General features: G+C 64.5%; 13 protein-coding genes. 5 read left to right on the top strand and 8 right to left on the bottom strand.

Going from position 1 to position 17,281, the window contains the following annotated elements:
• Positions 1–4 precede the first annotated feature (4 nt).
• Positions 5–1,522 (bottom strand): aldehyde dehydrogenase, encoded by a 1,518-nt coding sequence (locus EV641_RS27640; protein ID WP_132476524.1) that lies wholly within the window; start codon positions 1,520–1,522, stop codon positions 5–7.
• Positions 1,523–1,633: 111 nt separating this feature from the next.
• A complete protein-coding gene (locus EV641_RS27635) occupies positions 1,634–3,004 on the bottom strand; it encodes an MmgE/PrpD family protein (RefSeq protein ID WP_054714300.1) in 1,371 nt (456 codons plus the stop codon).
• Positions 3,005–3,450: 446 nt separating this feature from the next.
• Between EV641_RS27635 and EV641_RS27630 the strand changes: the two genes are divergently transcribed.
• From EV641_RS27630 to EV641_RS27620, 3 genes are all read left to right on the top strand, one after another.
• Positions 3,451–4,836 carry an MFS transporter gene (locus tag EV641_RS27630; protein ID WP_241997513.1) on the top strand — a complete coding sequence of 462 codons (1,386 nt, stop codon included), beginning with the start codon at positions 3,451–3,453 and terminating at the stop codon, positions 4,834–4,836.
• A 15-nt stretch (positions 4,837–4,851) separates the two neighbouring features.
• On the top strand, positions 4,852–5,592 hold the full coding sequence (locus tag EV641_RS30220) for a GntR family transcriptional regulator (protein ID WP_158289226.1): 741 nt from the start codon (positions 4,852–4,854) through the stop codon (positions 5,590–5,592).
• Between the two features lie 102 nt (positions 5,593–5,694).
• Complete coding sequence (locus tag EV641_RS27620; protein WP_132476521.1) at positions 5,695–6,954, top strand: MFS transporter; 1,260 nt, start codon at positions 5,695–5,697, stop codon at positions 6,952–6,954.
• A gap of 5 nt (positions 6,955–6,959) precedes the next feature.
• Here EV641_RS27620 and EV641_RS30320 read toward each other — a convergent pair whose 3' ends face one another.
• Together EV641_RS30320 and EV641_RS30315 are read right to left on the bottom strand one after the other, a co-directional pair.
• Complete coding sequence (locus EV641_RS30320) at positions 6,960–10,043, bottom strand: AAA family ATPase (protein WP_347238251.1); 3,084 nt, start codon at positions 10,041–10,043, stop codon at positions 6,960–6,962.
• Between the two features lie 50 nt (positions 10,044–10,093).
• On the bottom strand, positions 10,094–10,435 hold the full coding sequence (locus EV641_RS30315; protein ID WP_054715078.1) for a protein kinase: 342 nt from the start codon (positions 10,433–10,435) through the stop codon (positions 10,094–10,096).
• A gap of 242 nt (positions 10,436–10,677) precedes the next feature.
• Between EV641_RS30315 and alr the strand changes: the two genes are divergently transcribed.
• Positions 10,678–11,871, top strand: coding sequence for an alanine racemase (alr, locus tag EV641_RS27610; RefSeq protein ID WP_158289225.1), 1,194 nt, complete (start codon positions 10,678–10,680; stop codon positions 11,869–11,871).
• Positions 11,872–11,914: 43 nt separating this feature from the next.
• Here alr and EV641_RS27605 read toward each other — a convergent pair whose 3' ends face one another.
• The 3 genes from EV641_RS27605 to EV641_RS27595 all read right to left on the bottom strand — a co-directional run bounded on the left by EV641_RS27605 (position 11,915) and on the right by EV641_RS27595 (position 15,692).
• Positions 11,915–13,279: an MFS transporter gene (locus EV641_RS27605; protein WP_132476515.1), complete on the bottom strand. Its 1,365-nt coding sequence runs from the start codon at positions 13,277–13,279 to the stop codon at positions 11,915–11,917.
• 187 nt (positions 13,280–13,466) lie between these two features.
• Positions 13,467–14,246 carry an alpha/beta hydrolase gene (locus EV641_RS27600; RefSeq protein WP_054715088.1) on the bottom strand — a complete coding sequence of 260 codons (780 nt, stop codon included), beginning with the start codon at positions 14,244–14,246 and terminating at the stop codon, positions 13,467–13,469.
• A 126-nt stretch (positions 14,247–14,372) separates the two neighbouring features.
• A complete protein-coding gene (locus EV641_RS27595; protein WP_095869765.1) occupies positions 14,373–15,692 on the bottom strand; it encodes an MFS transporter in 1,320 nt (439 codons plus the stop codon).
• Positions 15,693–15,949: 257 nt separating this feature from the next.
• On the opposite strand from EV641_RS27595, the gene EV641_RS27590 reads away from it, so the two are divergent.
• Positions 15,950–16,369 (top strand): helix-turn-helix transcriptional regulator, encoded by a 420-nt coding sequence (locus tag EV641_RS27590; RefSeq protein WP_054715100.1) that lies wholly within the window; start codon positions 15,950–15,952, stop codon positions 16,367–16,369.
• A gap of 94 nt (positions 16,370–16,463) precedes the next feature.
• Here the strand turns inward: EV641_RS27590 and EV641_RS27585 are convergent, their stop codons facing one another.
• A complete protein-coding gene (locus tag EV641_RS27585; RefSeq protein WP_132476509.1) occupies positions 16,464–17,192 on the bottom strand; it encodes a GntR family transcriptional regulator in 729 nt (242 codons plus the stop codon).
• Positions 17,193–17,281: the final 89 nt, after the last annotated feature.

Below are 17,281 nucleotides of genomic sequence, written 5' to 3'. Positions count from 1 at the left end.
GCGCTCAGCCGAGTTTGAAGGGGTCGCGGCTTTCGCCGGTGAGTTCGACCCAGATGGATTTGGTCTGCAGGTAGGCGTCGAGGCCTTCGATGCCGTTTTCGCGGCCGATGCCGCTCTGCCCGAAGCCGCCGTAGGGCACGTTGTTGGCGAGCACGCGGTAGGAGTTGACCCAGATCGTGCCGGCGTTGAGGCGGTGTGCGACGCGGTGTGCGCGTTGGACGTCTTTGGTCCACACCGCCGCGGCGAGTCCGTAGGTCGTGTCGTTGCCGAGCTGGACCGCCTCCTCTTCCGAGGTGAAGGTGATGACCGACAGCACCGGTCCGAAGATTTCTTCCCGTGCCACGCGCATCGAATTGTCGACGCCGCTGAGGATCGTGGGCTGGAAGAAGTACCCGTCGGCCAGGTCGGCGTCCTGTGGACGCTTGCCGCCGCACACCACCGTGGCGCCTTCGCTGACACCCAGGTCGACGTAAAAGCGGACCTTCTCGAGTTGCTCGGCGAAAGCGATGGGGCCCATCTCGGTTTCGATGTCGAGCGGATCGCCCATCTTGATCTGGGGTGCGCGCTGGGCGAGCCGTTCGACGACGGCGTCGCGGATGGATTCGTGGACCAGCAACCGACTTCCTGCGATGCAGGTCTGGCCGGTGGCGGCGAAGATTCCGGCCATCACCCCGTTGACGGCCGCATCGATGTCCGCGTCCGGGAAGATGATGTTCGGGGACTTGCCGCCGAGCTCGAGGGTGACCTCCGCGATGTGGTCGGCGGCGCTCTTCATGACCGCGATTCCGGTGGCAGTCGATCCGGTGAAGGTGACCTTGTCCACGCCGGGTTCGGCGGTCAGCGCGGCTCCTGTGTCTCCGGCGCCGGTGACGACGTTGAACACTCCCGGCGGGAAACCGGCTTCATCAACGAGTTTGGCGAACTCGAGGGTCGAGGACGGCGTCTGCTCCGCCGGCTTGGCGACAAATGTGCAACCGGCGGCCAAGGCGGGCGCGAGCTTGCTTGCCAAAAGGAACAGTGGGCTGTTCCAGGGCAGGATTGCGGCGACCACGCCGATCGGCTCGCGGCGGGTGTAGGTGAAGAAGTTCGTCTGGGGTGCGGAGATGGTGTCACCGAAAATCTTGTCGGCAGCGCCGGCGAAGAATTCGTAGGTCGCCGGTAGCCCGGCCATCTGACCGCGGGTCTCGCGAATGACCTTGCCGTTGTCGGTGGTCTCGATGCGCGCGAGATCGTCTGCGTGGGGCTCGATCAGCGCCGCCAGCCTGCGGATCAGGACACCTCGCTGCGCCGCGGACATCGATCCCCACGGCCCGGACAGCGCCCGCCGCGCGGCGTCGACAGCCTTCTTCACGTCGGCCGATCCCGCGAGTGGCGCAGTGGCCCAAGCCTGCCCGTTGTATGGGTTGATGGTCTCGAAAACCTCACCGGAGATCGCATCGACCCAATTGCCGTCGATGTACATCTGTCGGTGTTGGAGTTCGCTGTTTCGCCTTTCGGCGATGGCGACGACGTTCTCGGTCATTGTGCTCTTTCTCGTTTCACGGCCGGACCGAGTGCCCGGCACTGTCACATGGGAGGGCGGTGGCGGGCTTCGATGTACCGCGCACGTTAAGCGGGTGAGGGAATGGCGCCCTCACGTTCCGACGGAGATTCCCGCCAATGTCGCCCGGATCAACGGGTCGACGGAAGACGCCTGCGGCAGTGTGGCCACGCTGTCAATCAGGGTCTCCAATTCCTCTGTGGACAGCGGGGTCTCGGATGCGAGGCGTTCGGCATTGCGCACGACGCCGTCCATGTCCCACGACAGCATCGCGTCGGAGTCCTCGATGGCGTCGTGGACCGTAGTCCCGTCGACCAGCACCGTGGTTGCGTGTGCGGTTTTCGCTGGGCGTCCCGGCTCGGCGACGAGGTCGATCTTGCCGATGAGGTCGAGTACCTGGGGATCGGTGAAGTGTTGCAGCAGGTCGTAGCTGATGTCGCCGTGGATGAGACCGGTCGCGAAGGCGAATTTGGCGCTCATCAGTGTCTGTGAGGTACGGGTGAAGGGCCCCCGCGAGGGCATGCCCGGATAGGTGGCTTCGCGTTCGTTCATCCGCAGCCGGATCGACGCGACCTCGTCGGCGCGGAGACCGGACTCGCGCAGCCGCACTGCGAGCATGGCCGGTGCCTGATTGAACGCACACACCGGGTACGGCTTGAATGTTACTGCGAGTGTGTTCCAGGACCGCCCGAGCTCGCGGGCGAGTGATTCCGTAGCCTCCCGCGATCGCGAGAAGCAGTCGAGGAATCCCGCTTCGGCCTCGAACGCCGTCCGGGACCCCGTGACCCCGGTTTCGGCGAGTTGCGCCGCCATCAGCCCGCTCGTCGCCGCGATCCCCGACTGGAAGTGCCACTCGTCGGTTCCCGCACCGAACGATTCGGACGTGCCACCCGAGATCGATGCGGCGATCGCCAGTGCGGAGGTCATACGTTCGCCGCTCAGCCCGCGGATCCGTCCGACGGCAGCTACGGCAGCCACCGGCCCGAACACCGCCGTCGCGCGAAAGGGCGGGGTGGTCAGGTCCGTGAGCGGCTCCGACAGGGCAATGCCCACCTCGTAACCCGCGACAACCGCCGCCAACAGAGTGCGGCCGTCGACAGCGCTGGACTCTGCGGCCGCCAGGGCGGCGGGTATGACGCTTACACCTGGATGGAACGTGCCGTGTGTGTCTTCCTGCGCCCGGGCATGCAGATGCACTCCGTTGATGAAGGCCGCCGTCGAGGCCGGATGCCACTGCCCGGTCACCAGCGAGCGGGCGTACCCCTCGTTGTTCGGCGGCGAGCTCACACCAGGGCTGACCTGCTCGGCCTGTCGCCCGAAGCCGGCGGCCGAGCCGGCCATTCCCACCGCCAAGGCGTGGAGGAGGCACCCTGTGGCCCGCTCGATGACCGGTAGTGGAAGCGCATCGACCTCCAGACCCGCGGCGAAGACGCCGAGTCGTTCGGCGATCGTGCTGCCAGCCATGCGCACATCCTTTCCATGATTCGTGGACACGTCAGTTGCGGTTGCTGCGGGAGGGGCCCGCGGACGCGGATCCAATCACCGCCGTCGCAAAAATTTGTCCGTATGACTTGAAACACTATTGTGAACCCTCGCATCTGTCAATCGCGATGCGAATCGAACCCAACCCTCCCCGTTCCGCTTATGACCTAGCCTCCACTTACAGTAAATAACCAGGCAAAAGCATTTCATTCGTCTAGTTTTCATGCTGGAACCGGCCCGCAACCTACGAGGGGTTGACGCACGCACCAACCCTGACTAACTTCAAGTCATCCGTACAACTGTGGCCCACTTCACTGCGAGCTGCCAGGCGGAGGATCATGGGCGCGCCGAAACACCGATCAGATTCCCGCAGGACCAACTTCACGTCGTGGCGAAAGAAATCCACGACGCTTCCCGAGGAGACCTCGATGACGAACCCACCCCCCGTATCGCCGTTACCCCCCACGATTCCGGGAGATGCACCGACGACTGATGCGCTGACCTCATCGGGGACCCTGGCACCCAAGGTCTCCCGACGCGTCGCCATCGCCGCGGGCATCGGCCACTTCCTCGAGTGGTTCGACTTCGCGGTGTACGGGTTTCTGGCCGCGACCATCGGGACGCTCTTCTTTCCGTCCGGCAACGCCACTACGTCGCTGTTGGCCTCCCTCGCCGTTTTCGGCGTCGCGTTCCTCTTTCGTCCGCTCGGGGGGCTGCTGATCGGAGCTTTCGGCGATCGCGCCGGTCGCCGCGCGGCGCTCTCACTCGCAATCGTCGTCATGGGTATCTGCACCATCGGCATCGGCATCCTGCCGACCTACGCCACCATCGGCCTCGCTGCTCCCGCCCTTCTGGTGCTCCTTCGGTGCGCCCAAGGATTCTCCGCGGGTGGCGAGTACGCCGGCGCAGCTGCCTTCCTCGTCGAATATGCACCGGCCCGCCGACGCGGGCTGTGGAGCAGTGTGGTCTCCGCCGGCGCCGGCATCGGGGTCATGGCCGGGGGTGCAGTGACCTTGCTGCTGACCACCCTGCTGTCCGACGACCAGATGACGACCTGGGGTTGGCGCGTCCCCTTCCTCGTCGCCGGCCCGCTGGCCGTCCTCGGCCTCTACGTCCGGCTCCGCCTCGAGGACACTCCCGTATTCCAGGAGCTCCAGCGCGCTCACGAGGTCGAGCACGCCCCCCTGCGCAACGCCGGCAAGCACAGCCGATCCGGAATCCTCCTGGTGTTCGTCTGCACCGCGGTGACCGGCCTCGGCTTCTACTACCTCGCAACCTTCGTGGTCACCTTCCTCACTGTCGAGGTCCACATGACCAAGACCGCCGCCCTCGAACTCGCGGTGCTCGGGTTACTCATCTACTCGCTCATGTGCCCCGTGGCAGGGATGATCGGCGACCGCATCGGCCGCCGACGCACAATGCTGCTCGGCGCCGGTGGCATTACTCTGACAGCGGTCCCCTGCTTCGTTCTGCTCTCGACCGGCACCTGGTACCTCGCCCTGATCGGCCTGGTAATTTTCGCGGCCTTCGAGGCCCTGGCCAATGTCATGCTCGGCGTTCTCATGGTCGAGCTCTTCCCGGCCCGACTGCGGGTGACGGGTAGCTCGATCGGCTTCAACGTCGCACAGGCCCTCATCGGCGGGCCCGGCCCGTTCATCGCCACCGCCATCGCAGCTGCCGCAGCGCTCATCGTCGCCCCCGCTCTCTACCTGGTCGCGATTGCAGCGCTGTCGTTCGTGCTTCTGCTGCGGTATCTGCCCGAGACCCGCGGGGTGTCGCTGTTCAGCGAGGAAGCACCCTCCGCGAGGAAATGACAGACAGGCCAGATTGTGGAGACGCATTCGTATCTCAGGCGTCCCGCGTACCGGCTCGTCGCCGAACAACTTCGGCGGCGAGCCGAACGCGGTGAGTACGCCGTGGGAGACAAGCTGCCCACCGAAGACCAACTTCGGCAGAGTTTCGGCGTCAGCAGACACACGATCCGCCAAGCGATCGGTCACCTGGTCGAGGAGGGCATGGTGCACCGCGTCCAGGGCAGCGGCACGTACTTGATTGGGCACGAAACGAACTCCGGTCGCTACCAGCGTGCAATCGGATCGCTCGACGAAATCATGAGCTGGCCCGGCACCACCACCCGGTTACTCGAGCCTTTCCGACCGGGAGTGAGCGAGCCCGCGATCGCCCGCCACCTCGGTGCGGATATCTCAGACATCCGCTGCGCACTCGTCCAACGCTGCTACAACCATTCGCCTTTCGCCTTGACCCGGCACTACATGGTTTCCTCATTGGCGGACAACGTGATCGAGCGTGGACTGTGGGAGACCGACAGCACGATCATTCAATCGGCAGAGCGACTACTACCCGAGAGCATCGTCTCCGCAACTCAGAATATCCACGCCACCCAAGCCGAAGAGGCGGAGAGCGAACTGATCGGATGCTCGGCAGGAGACGCCGTCTTACTCATCGAGCGGCTCTACCACGACGCCGGGGGGCGGCCGGTCGAGTTCACCACCTCGCGACTCAATCCCCGCCGCTACAGCTACCGGATGGACCTGCGCCGGAGCCGCTGATGGGGGCCCACGATCCGTGCCCGGTGTGCTACTGGGCCACCACGAAGCGAAAGGCGCGACCATCACACGGTTCACCCATCAGGAACGCACGAAGGAGGCGGTGTGGGCCTACAGCCGAACACCGACATCGGTCCGATCAACGTAGTCCGGGATCGATATGCCCCGTCCGGACGAGTAATCGTCATTCTCACCGTTACGGCCATCACCGCTGTGGGACAGATGTACTCGGTACTGGCGCTACTTCCGCAGATGGCCGCTACCTTCGGTGTCGACCCTGCGCACGTGACGGCAACCTCCACCGTGTTCGGCGTCGCCTATGCTCTCGGCTTCCTCGCCGCGGGGCCGCTGGCGTCGCGGTTCGGGCCGCATACCGTGATGACTGTCGGCCTGCTCGCCGCCGCGGTCACCACACTGCTGGCAGCGCTGCCGTCCACGCTCCTTCTGGAGTTGATCGCTCGCGCGGGGCAGGGCTGCGCAGCCGCCGCCTTCGCCCCGGCCGCGTTCACGTATATCGCCGAGAGCATCGATCCGCGCCACCGCCTACTCGCTTTGAGCTGCTTGACCAGCGGTTTTCTCGCCGCTGCGGCGGTCGTTCCCGTCGCTGCGCAGATGATCGCCGCCGCAGCCGGCTGGCGCGCGGTCTTTGTGGTCGGCGCAGGCGCGCTCGTGGTGGCAACCGTGGCAGTTGCTGCGTCGGTTCCGAGGGCGCGGCCCAGGGACCACCCCTGTGGTACCCGGCTTTTCGGAGTCCTGGTGACGATTCTGGGCAGGTGGCGGTTGGTCGCGCTGTTTGGTGCTGCAGCCACTTTCCTCGGGGCGTATGTCAGCGTCTTCACCACCATCTCGCTGGTGGGGCCGCCTTCAATTGCCGGAAATCCCGAGGCCCTGCAGGTGCTGCGATTGGCCACCGTGCCGACGCTGCTCGTCATTCCATCTCTGGGTCGGGTGCTGAGGCGGTGCCGACCGGCCCGCCGGGGCGCAGCGGCAATGGGTGTGGCGGCGATGTCTGCGGGCGGATCGGTTCTGTCAGATTCCCTGATTGCCTTGTCGATCACGGTGCTGGTGCTCGTGGCGGCCATCGCCATGACGGCGTCGGCCATCGTCGAATCACTTCTGGCGCAGGTACGTCCGGAGGAAACGGGCGGAGCAACGGCACTGTACGGATCATTTACCTTCCTCGGTGCCAGCGCCGGTCCGGCGCTGGCTTCGGGGGTCAGCCCGTGGGGATTTGGCATCGGCATGCTTACGGCAGCCATCTGGCTCGCCATCGGGGCGGGCCTGATCCTTTTCTCTGCCGCGGGAACCGTGGCCCGGCGGTCAGTTCAGCACGACACCGACGATGCGGTGTCACCCCTGCGGTAGGAGGCTTACGGCAGGCCGGCGTCAGCCGCGAGCACCGCCAACAAGAAGTCGCGGGGCACGTCCGACGATTGCGGCGGATGAGTTGGTGGATGGTCGGTGTCGACGATGTGTTGGAGGGTGTCCATGACGTGTTCGCCCCCGTCGGCGAGGAACCGCACCAACCCGGCCTGCGAGCAGCGGGCTACCACCTCGGTGAGCACCTTTCCGGCTTCTTCGCTGCGGCCGGATGCGGCGAGGCAGCCGGCCAGCAGTCGGCGGGCCCGCAGCGCGGCCCGGTGGCGTTCGCTGTCCGCCAGGCGCTCTGCCCACTCTCTGGCCCACTGGCATGCGAGGTCGGTATTCGCCGGGGATCTGGTTCGCACCAATCCCCGGATTGCCGCCTCCTCCCGGTACTGCGCGATCGCCTCGTCGAGACCGGGCACTTGCTCGGCGCGTTCGGCATAGGTGAGGTCCGCAGGTTGTGCATCTGAGGACGGCAGGACGAGATCCAGGCGCGCCGCTTCGTTGACGATGGCGCTGTGGAGCCTCGGCAGCTGCATCTGGATGGAGAATCGTGCGCCCTCGTCCAGCCGTTGAACCGCCGCCGAACGGTCACCGCGAATCGCTTTGATTCGGGCTCCGACGACGTACCGGGCGATCTTCAAGTCGACCGCGCCCGCGTGTGGCCCGAGGTCGTATCCGTCGTCGAGCAGTCGCTCGGCCTCGACGATCTGACCCTTCTCGTACAGAACTTCACCGAGCAGGCCCCCGGCCAGCCGAGCTGTGTACGACCGGCGTCCATCCACTTGCTGAGCGATCTTCATCGCGGTGCGGAAACTCGATTCCGCCAAGCTCACGTCGAGTTGCTCGAAGGCGGCTATACCCACCCAACAGTGTCCGTGCACCGAGTTGTACGGCCCGTTGTTCCGCTGGTGATACGTTGCGGCCCATTGCTGAAGGGCATAGGCGGCGCGATAGTCCGCTTGGCAGATTGCGGCGAACGTCGCGACGTTCGCCGCGACGGATACGACCCACGGCCTGAGGTCATCGGGTCGATCGAGACACGGACGCACCAAGTCGTCGATGCGAGAGGCGCGGTCGGCGCGCAATTCCACGACTGCTCTGACCACCGACGCTTCGGCGGCCAGCGCGGGGGTGTCCGGGTCGCTGCGGTGGGTGAGCGCGGTATCGACGCGGTCGAGTGCCTGCAGAGCCGGGTCGGGGTTGTAGAGCAGGATGTTCGACCAGGCGGCGGCGAGCTGCAGCCGCGGATTCGATACCGCGCTGTCGATCGGCAGCTTGTCGACGAGTCCACGCAACGTCGACATCTGCGAATGCTCGAGCAGATACGTCCCGTCGCGTTCGATCAGTTCCACCGCACCGGTCGTATCGCCGGCACGCAGTGCGTGATCGACCGCTTCGCTGAGGAAGTGGTGCTCGGCGAACCAGGTGGAGGCGGAGCGATGCAACTGCGCCGATCGTCCGGGTAAGTCGGTGTCGAGGCGGCCGCGTAGGAATTCGGCGAACATGTGGTGGTAGCGGAACCAGTGTCCTTCGTCGTCGACTCGGCGCAGGAACAGGTCGCGTTCTTCGATCAGCTCGAGCATCGCCTGTCCGCGTCGCACGTCGGTCAGGGTGGAGGCGAGGTCGGCGCAGATGCGGTCGGGAATGGCGGTGGCCAGCAGAAATGCGCGTGTGTCCGTGTCGATGGAGTCGAGGACGTTCTCGGCGAGGAAATCTCCGATCGCTTGGTGGCGGCCCGAGAGGTGTTCGATGAAACCGGCGGGGTCCGCGGACGAGCGCAGAGATAGCGACGCCAGCTGGATGGCGGCGGCCCACCCGTCGGTCGACCTCGCCAGGTTGGCGATGTCACTTGTCGCCAGGTCCACTCCCGATGTTTCGGTGAGGAAGGTGCGTGTTTCTTCTTCGTCGAATCGCAGTACTGCCGAATCGATCTCGACCAGTTCGTCGAGAACGCGCATTCGGCTCATCGGCAGTCCTGTTTTGCTGCGACTGGTCACGATGACCTGGATGTGGTGGCACCCGTTGTCCAGTAGGTACGTCAGCGTCGCCACACTCGAGGGATCCGAGACCCGATGCCAGTCGTCGACGACGAGGGCCAGGTGTTGGTCCTGATCGTGCAGTGTGTTGATCAGCGTTGTCAGCACGTGCGGGCATGCGTGGTCACCGTGTGCCTCGAAGGTGTCCCGCAAGTCGGTCGCCACGGCCGGCAATGCGGTGGTGACGGCTTCGATGAGATGTGCGAGGAACCACAGCGGATTGTTGTCGTCTCGGTCGACGGTCAACCATGCGGTGGCGATGCCCTCGTCGGCGAGCTGACGGAGCCACTGTGCCGCCGTGGTGCTTTTTCCGTAGCCGGTGGGTGCGTGAATCACGGCCAGGCGCCGCCGTCGATCGGTGTGGAGAGCCTGCATCAGGCGGGCACGGGGGACCAGGGTGCGGCTCGGTGGTGGTGGTCGGAATCTGGTGGCGGGCGTGGGAGGTGCCGAGTACCGACCGGAGTGTGTCGGCGTCCGCGAGTGCGGTGACGGGGATCGGAAACCGGATGCTGATGAATGGTGTTCCGGGTCGGCGCTCAATTCTGGCGCGATCCCCTCGGGTGCGCTGCTCTCGGAGTTGTGGTGGACGCGGCGTAACTGGTCCGCAAATTCGGCTGCCGCGCGGGGACGGTTGCCGCGATCGCGGTCCATGGCATGCTCGATCGCAGTGCAGAGTTCCTCGGGGATGTCTCCCCGCACGTCACGTAGCAAGGGACCGGTCGGATTTGTGATGCGCCGGAACTGAGCGATCAGAGGCTCACCGCTGCGCCGTTCGAAGGCCGCGTGTCCGGTGAGCGCGCTGAACAGGGTCGCTCCGAGGCTATAAATGTCGCCGGCTGGGCTGGGGGGATGCCCGAGCAGCACGTCGGGGTGGGTGTAGGCGGGTGATCCGGTCACGACACCGGCCGTGGTCTCGAATCCGCCGGTGATGCGGGCGATGCCGAAATCTGTCAGCTGCGGCTCTCCGAAGGTGTCGATCAAGATGTTCGCGGGTTTGATGTCTCGGTGCAGGATGGATTGCTGGTGGGCGGCCTCGAGCGCGTCGGCCACCTTGATCCCGAGGTGCAGGACACGGGTCCAGGAAATCGGCCCCGACTCGATCAGTGCCTGGAGGAGCCCGGCTCGTGGTAGTGCATGACGAGGTACGGTTGGCCGGCGCCCGTCGTTCCGACGCGATAAATCGTGACTATGTTGGGGTGCCCGGACAGGCGTCCCATTGCTTTTTGCTCACGGAGAAAGCGGGCCACACCTTCCGAGTCGTGATAGGTGGTGAGCACCTTGACCGCGACGACGCGATCGAGAGTCCGCTCTTCGCAGCGGTACACCACCCCGAAGCCGCCCCGTCCGATCTCGGTGGCGCACTCGAATCCCTCCGCCGCCAGCTCCGTGGCGATGTCTGGAGTCTGGTCGCGCTGTGTTGCCCCCGGATCGGTCTCGGCCATCTATCACCTCGGACCGGCATCTGGTGCCTTGAATCGGCTCATCACCCACCTCGCCTACTGAATCGAGGATAATCTGGCCGTCGACCGAACCGGGCTGAACGCGGTCAAATTACATGCCCGATGACCGAGGCTGTGGCCGAGTAAGGTGTCAGGCAGAATTCGCAGCCTCGTCCGAGGCACTTTTCCTCCTCCACCACCCAATATGTGGGTGGCCGCTTGCCATTGAATCGAGGGCCAGAACCGTGTCAGCCATCCACACGGAGACCGATGTCGCTCCCGGCGCCCGATCTCTGGAGGGCCGTCGACCGGCGATCGAGGCCTGTGTGAACCTGGACGCCACCTCCCAGAACACGAGGGCACTGGCCGCTCGGGCCGGGACGGCGTCGTTGATGGCGGTAGTCGAGGCCAACGCGTACGGCCACGGTGCGGTGCCGGTCGCGGTCACCGCCTTGGCGGCTGGGGCGCGGGAACTGGGGGTTCGGACGATCGATGAAGGGTGCGCACTTCGCCGGGCCGGTATCGGCGCCCCGATCCTGGCGTTCGCGCCGGTACGTGGGTACGGGGAGGACTGCCTCGACGCGGGAATACGAACCGGCATCGCCGTAACGGTTGAATCCGCCGATCAGGTGGCGGCCGTGAGGGCGGCGGCACGGTGCGGGACAACTGCGACGGTCCAGGTGGCCGTCGACTGCGGACGTCCCCCCCAGCGGGTCCCGCACTGGGCAGATCTGATCCGGTCGCTACGCGCCGCTCAATCGGAGGGGACGGTGCACGTTCGCGGCATCTACTCGTCGACCGGCGACGACACGAATGCCGACGCTGTGGTGGATCGAGACCGCGACCATTTTCTCAAGTACTTACGGTTCGCACGCGCGGCCGGGGTGACCTTCGAATCCGCCCATCTCGCCGGCGCGCAGGCGCTGCGTCGCAGTGACTTACGCTTCGACCTGGTCCGCGCCGATCTCGGTCTGTACGGCGTCGCGCCAACCGGTTCTGCCCTCGAAGCGGAACTGGTTCCGGCCCTGACGTTGTCGGCGGAGGTGGCGCTGGTGAAGAAGATCGCGGCGGGCGACGGGGTCTCGTACGGATTCCGGTGCGTGGCAGAGAGGGACTGTTCGATCGCACTGCTGCCTGTGGGGTACGCGGACGGGATTCCGCGTGCGCTGGGTGGCCGCATGTCGGTGCTGCTGGGCGGCAGGTGGCGCCCTCAGGTCGGGCGGGTATGCATGGATCAGATACTGGTCTACCTCGGGACCGACACCGATGTGGTCGAAGGAGATCGCGCCGTGTTGTTCAGGGGAACCGCTGGCAGCACCGCGGGTGCGCAGCGGTGGGCTCACGCGCTCGGGACGACACCGGATGAGATTCTCGGCGGACTGCGTGGTCGGATCGAGTGGCGTTATGTCGGTGGCGCGCCGGGCACCCCCGGTTCATAGCTCCGCGGATGTGCTATCCGCGGAGCTATGGGCATCCGCGGAACTATTCGTGGGTGCCGGTCAGTTGTCGTGACGCACCGAGTCGGGGGTCCCGGTCGGTATCGGCCGGTCGCTGTTCGGCATCGTCGATCGCGCATGGTCTCCTGCTGAGCGCGATCGTCGAGACGGCCCCAGCCACGCTCCAGAGTGCGAGCCAGGTACAGATCAGCCAGGTGGAGTGTGTCCAGCTGTAGAACAGCGTCGCCATGAACGGGGCGGTGCCACCGATGACACTAACTGACAGCGCCTGACTCAACGCGACGCCGCTGAACCGGACATCGACACTGAATCGCTCCGCAAGGAACGCCGGCTGCGGGGCTTGCAGTGCCGAATGCACCACCGCCAGCATGAAGGTGATACCCAAGAACGCGGCCCACCCCGACCCGGTATCCATCAGCGCGAACAGCACAAAACCTCCGAACAGAGCGGTGAAGCACCCCGTGAGAATGACGATGCGGCGGGAGAACCGGTCACTCAGATGACCGGATACCGGCAGGCTGATCAGATAGACGAGCGATGCGGCGAGCAGCGCATTGAGCATCGAGGTGCGGCTGAGGTCCAAGATCGTGGTGCCGTAGGAGACGGCGTAGGTGGACACCAGATAGAACAGGATGCCTCCAGGAGCGATGACGCCCGCGGCCAGAGCGACTTCCCGCCATTGATTGCGCAGTAGTGAACGCACCGGGGTGCTTTGCTGGGCGGACGCGGTCTGCAGTGCCGTGAAGTCCGGAGTTTCCTCGACGCCGAGGCGAATGAACATCGAGATGGCGAAAAGGACTGCGCTGAGCAGGAACGGGATCCTCCATCCCCAGGTGTCGAAAGCGTCGCCGGAAATGTGGTCACTGACGGTGATGGCGATGGTCGACAGCAGGAGTCCGCCAGGTACCCCCATCTGAACGGTGCTTCCAAACAGCCCGCGCCGGTGCGCGGGTGAATGCTCGACGAGCATCAGAGCAGCTCCACCCCACTCTCCGCCCATCGCGATGCCTTGCACGAATCGGAGGGTGACCAGAAGGAGCGGAGCGAACCAACCGACTTGCTCGAATGTCGGAAGTACGCCGATCAGAACCGTCGCGGTGCCCATCATCAACAACGAGAACACGAGCGTCTTGCGCCGACCGACCTTGTCCCCCATTCCGCCGAAGAGAACACTGCCCAACGGCCGAGCGAGGAATCCGACCGCGAAAGTCGCGAAGGAGGCGAGGGTCCCCGCCAGCGGGCTGTATGACGGGAAGAACAAGGGCCCGAACACGAGGGCTGCGGCGGTGCCGTACAGGAAGAAGTCGTAGTACTCGAGGGCAGTGCCGGCGAATCCTGCTGCGGTCACGCGCAACATCTTTGTGGTGGAGCGTTTTTCAGACACGCTCATGATGGTTCCTCCAGAGAAGCAGTAAACGTGCGGGGGTGGGCCACGGCGTGGTACACGGTGGCTGGAGTCGAGAAACTCTCATGCGGATAGCTCGCCGTCGATCATCAGTTCGGCGCGACGTCGATGACGAAGCCGCTCGACGGGGCGGGCAGGTAGTTCATGGTTGGTCAAAACTGCATCGCTGGGTCTACCAACGCGGGAGCGCATCGAGGAAGGTGGTCAGCGCCGTTGTCACGGCATCGGGGTTCTCCTCGGTCACCAAGTGACCCGCACCAGGGATTCGCGCGAAAGCCGATCCCGGTATCCGGGCGTGCATCCGTTCGGCGGCGGAAATGTCGATGCCGTTGTCGTCCTCACCGTGCACGATGAGGGTCGGAATCTGTATCTCGGACAGGCGGGAGAGGCGTTCACTCTTGCTGATCCACGAGTTGTATTCGCCCCATACCGACCGTGATGGTCTAGTCCGCCACTTGTGCACCCACGAATCGATCAAGGCGGGACGGTTCGCGATGGCCTGCGGGCCGAAAATGATCGGAACAAAGGTCTGCGAAAAGCTCGCGGGGATGGGGTCTTCGCTCTTCATGGGGCGGAACACCTCTGCGAACTGCGTCTTCTCCTCGCTGGTATAGGCGTCGGCCATCGTGTCCATCAGGATGAGCCCGGCCAGCCGTTCCGGGTACTTCAGGGCCAGCTCGATCGCCATGAAACCGCCCACCGACATTCCCACCAGTACGAATCGGTCGATTTCTGCTCGGGCGGCCACTTCCAGACAATCGGTGACCAGGGAGTCGAGGTCGTATTCGGTGCCGTATTCCGACGTTCCGGCCCTGCTGGTGTAGGCGACGGTTCGATAGCGATCAGCCAGAGCAGCGGTTTGCTCGGCGAACATGGTCCGGTCCAGGAGCGTGCCGTGGCTGAAGAGCACGGGTGGGCCGTGCCCCTGGTCTGCGACGTCGAAAACTTTCATTGTGTTCTCCCTTCTGGCCAGTGCGTCGTGTCGCTCGGCCGGAGGCAGGTGGGGCGAGGCGGGGTAGTTGCATTCGACAGTGGGGGTGCAAGGCTCCGGTTGGTTCCGTTTGCGCGGCAGCGCATGTCAGTGCACCAGGTCCTCGAGGTTGGAGTTGAGTGCCTTCGGCCGTGGGACCATCCACAGGCCGACCAGCGCGATCAGCGGTAGAACGGCACCGAAGACGATGACCAACACATTCCAGCTGTAGACGGTCAGCAGAGGGGCGACAATGAGCGCGAGAGTCCCGTAGCTGGTCCACAGCATGCCCGAACCCCATGCTCCGCCCGTGCCACGAATACGCGTGGGGAAGGCTTCCTGGAGAAAATTCGAGGACCCGCCCCAGAGACCGATGGTGATCAAGACGTACACGATGAACCAGGGCACGATCGTCGACGGTGTCGCCAGGTACACCATGAAGAGTGCGCATACGGATCCAAGCACCCCGACGGCGGTGAGGGTGTAGTGGGCACCCTTGCCCCGTGTGACGAAACTGGCGGCGAGGATGGTGACGATTCCGAGCCAGTTTGCCCAGGTGATCGCCCGGTTGGCCTCGAGGAACGAAATGTCCTTACCCTGCAGGAAGCTCAGTCCGAAGTAGGACATGATGGCGTATTGGGGCACGATGAAGAGGAAGAACAGGGTCACCCCGATGGTGCGGCGACGCATATCGGCCGCCCACAGCTGGGAGAGCACACTCTTCTCCGTCTTGGCGACGTCGATGTGGAACCTGCTCGACCCAGTTCGACGGGCATGCTGGAGATCCTGGAAGTGCGGTGTTTCCTTGATGACGAAGGAGACGGCGATACCGAAGGCCAACGGGAGTATGCCGACGATCCAGAACACCGCCCGCCATCCCATGCTGGCGGCGATGTGTTCGGAGAAGAAGGCCGATGATCCGAATCCGATTGCCCACCCCACTGGAACGGTCCCGGTCATCCATCCGCGATGCTTCGCGGGTACCGATTCCGCAATGAGGACGGTAGCCAGCCCCCACGAGACATAACCGATGGTTGCAATCGACCGGAGAATTCCGAATGACGTGGTGTTCCAAGCAAATCCAGTAAGAATCGTGAACGCCGAGCAAATCGCGATAGCCGCTACGAAGAGAGGTTTACGGCCGAATCGGTCCGTCAATGGGCCGATGAGGAACATGGCGATGACACCGCAGGTGAAGAATCCGCCTGCATAGATGTATCCGACGGCACTGTCGGAGAAACCCAGGCTTTGTTGGACGAGTGGGTAACTGGTGGGGAAAATTGCGGCGTCGGCCGCGATGGTCGCATAACCGAGCACCCCCAGCACCATGACAGCCCAGTGATAGGGCCGCAGCCGATCATCCGCGGCAAGAGTGGTGGTTGGGGGTCTTTCGCGCAAACCGTCGTCGTCAACGGCAATTTCTGTCATGGGGTCTCCTGGTGGCGTCGAGGGGGCTCAAGGAGGAGCGAGATCGCGCAGTGGCGTGCGCCACATAGTTTGCGGGTTTTTGCATCACTTATCAAGTTTTTGTGCGGTTTCGGCACGGGATTCCACGAAGCGCTCTCGCTGTACAGCCGTTACCTGCAGTTTTTGAGACACAGGTCTTCCGAACGTGTCATCGCCACACCGACCAAGGAGGCCGATTTGATACAATCGAGGGGCGTCGAGTAGTGAAAGAGGAGCAAGTGTCGACAACCCTTCCTGATCGTGACCGCTGCCATTCGCGGAACGAGGCAGTTCTCGGCGCCTCCGGGTGGCTTGCTGTCCACCGTGCCGTGACGGCACTGCGATCAGATGGGCTCGATGACCGCGCGGCCCGTGGCGCAGCTCTCGACATCCTGGGCCAGCTCATCGCCGTTCCGTGCGACACCGATCACGGGGGCGGTGGAACGCGCGGCGCATCATTGAGCGGTCGAGAACGCGACGTGCTCGAGTGCCTGGTCGACGGCTCGTCCAATCGAGAAATCGGACAGCAGCTCTACATTGCCGAGAGCACTGTGCGCTTTCATGTGAGCCACATCCTGCGGAAGCTGGGCATGCGGACACGGGCGGAAGTCATTGCGCTCGTCTTGAACCAGCGGCGATTCGACTACCCGATTAACTGACAAGGCGGACGCCCACCAGCGCCAGGGCCATTTCTTCCCGTCGTCGACGGGTAAGTCCGGTGCTCCCGGCCACTGACTGGTCTTTCTCCTGCCGTTAGTCGTCGTCGGCGAGGATCCCATCGCGCTTGAGCTTGGCGATCACGTACTCCCCCTCGAACTGAACGTGTTCGCGTGATGCAGCGTCTGCACCTGCCCCGTCCCCCCGCTCCAAAGCCTCCAGCATCTTCTGGTGACTCCGGTTGGCTTCGGGGCTCGCACCGGGGGGTGCCTCGTATACGGCCCGTGGCAGATTCTTGGCAAGCTGCCGCAGCACCGACAGTAGGCGCCGGCTGCCCCCCGTTTGGTTGATGAGGGCGTGGAACTCCCAGTTCAGGTTGTGCAGAAGGTCAGGATCGTCGCTCTTCTGCATGAGTTCGTGCAGCTCGTGCAGCCGGGCAAGCGTTGGCTGGGTGATCCGGGATGCGGCGCGGCGCGATGCGAGCCCCTGCACCATTCCGTAGATCCGGTAGTGATCGTCGATGTCCTCGCGCAGGATGGGAACGACGAAGGAACCACGATGCGGTTCGGAGTCGATCAACCCCTCGGCCTCGAGGGCGATGAGCGCTTCCCGCACCGGCAGGCGACTCACCCCGAGATCTTTGGCGATTTGGTCCTGGGGCACTCGCTGCCCCCGGATCAAAGACCCGTCGAAGATCATCGTCTTGATGTAGTCGACGACCTGACCACTCATGTTCCGCCGCGGAACCGGACGAGCGTCCTCACGTCGGCCACCGTTGCGTGCAGCACGGCTCGGCACATCGATTCCGGCGTCGAACGCTGTCATATCGACTCCCTTATTTGATCAATCATCAACACTGGTTAGTGTAGCGCTGCCCCGCCGGCGCAGCGTTACGCCACCAGCCGACAGCTTCT

Origin of the sequence: Rhodococcus sp. SMB37 (genome assembly GCF_004345605.1) — a bacterium.
Classification (GTDB): Bacteria; Actinomycetota; Actinomycetes; order Mycobacteriales; family Mycobacteriaceae; genus Rhodococcus.
The sequence above is the reverse complement of the archived record's forward strand: the minus strand, read 5'-3'. Positions and strand labels throughout refer to the sequence as shown.

Coding starts and splice junctions, on each gene's coding strand:
- EV641_RS30315 (WP_054715078.1), bottom strand. CDS start 10,435: ATGGCCGAGACCGATCCGGGGGCAACACAGCGCGACCAGACTCCAGAC.
- EV641_RS27600 (WP_054715088.1), bottom strand. CDS start 14,246: ATGAAAGTTTTCGACGTCGCAGACCAGGGGCACGGCCCACCCGTGCTC.
- EV641_RS27635 (WP_054714300.1), bottom strand. CDS start 3,004: ATGGCTGGCAGCACGATCGCCGAACGACTCGGCGTCTTCGCCGCGGGT.
- EV641_RS27585 (WP_132476509.1), bottom strand. CDS start 17,192: ATGACAGCGTTCGACGCCGGAATCGATGTGCCGAGCCGTGCTGCACGC.
- EV641_RS27605 (WP_132476515.1), bottom strand. CDS start 13,279: ATGAGCGTGTCTGAAAAACGCTCCACCACAAAGATGTTGCGCGTGACC.
- EV641_RS27630 (WP_241997513.1), top strand. CDS start 3,451: ATGACGAACCCACCCCCCGTATCGCCGTTACCCCCCACGATTCCGGGA.
- EV641_RS27640 (WP_132476524.1), bottom strand. CDS start 1,522: ATGACCGAGAACGTCGTCGCCATCGCCGAAAGGCGAAACAGCGAACTC.
- EV641_RS27595 (WP_095869765.1), bottom strand. CDS start 15,692: ATGACAGAAATTGCCGTTGACGACGACGGTTTGCGCGAAAGACCCCCA.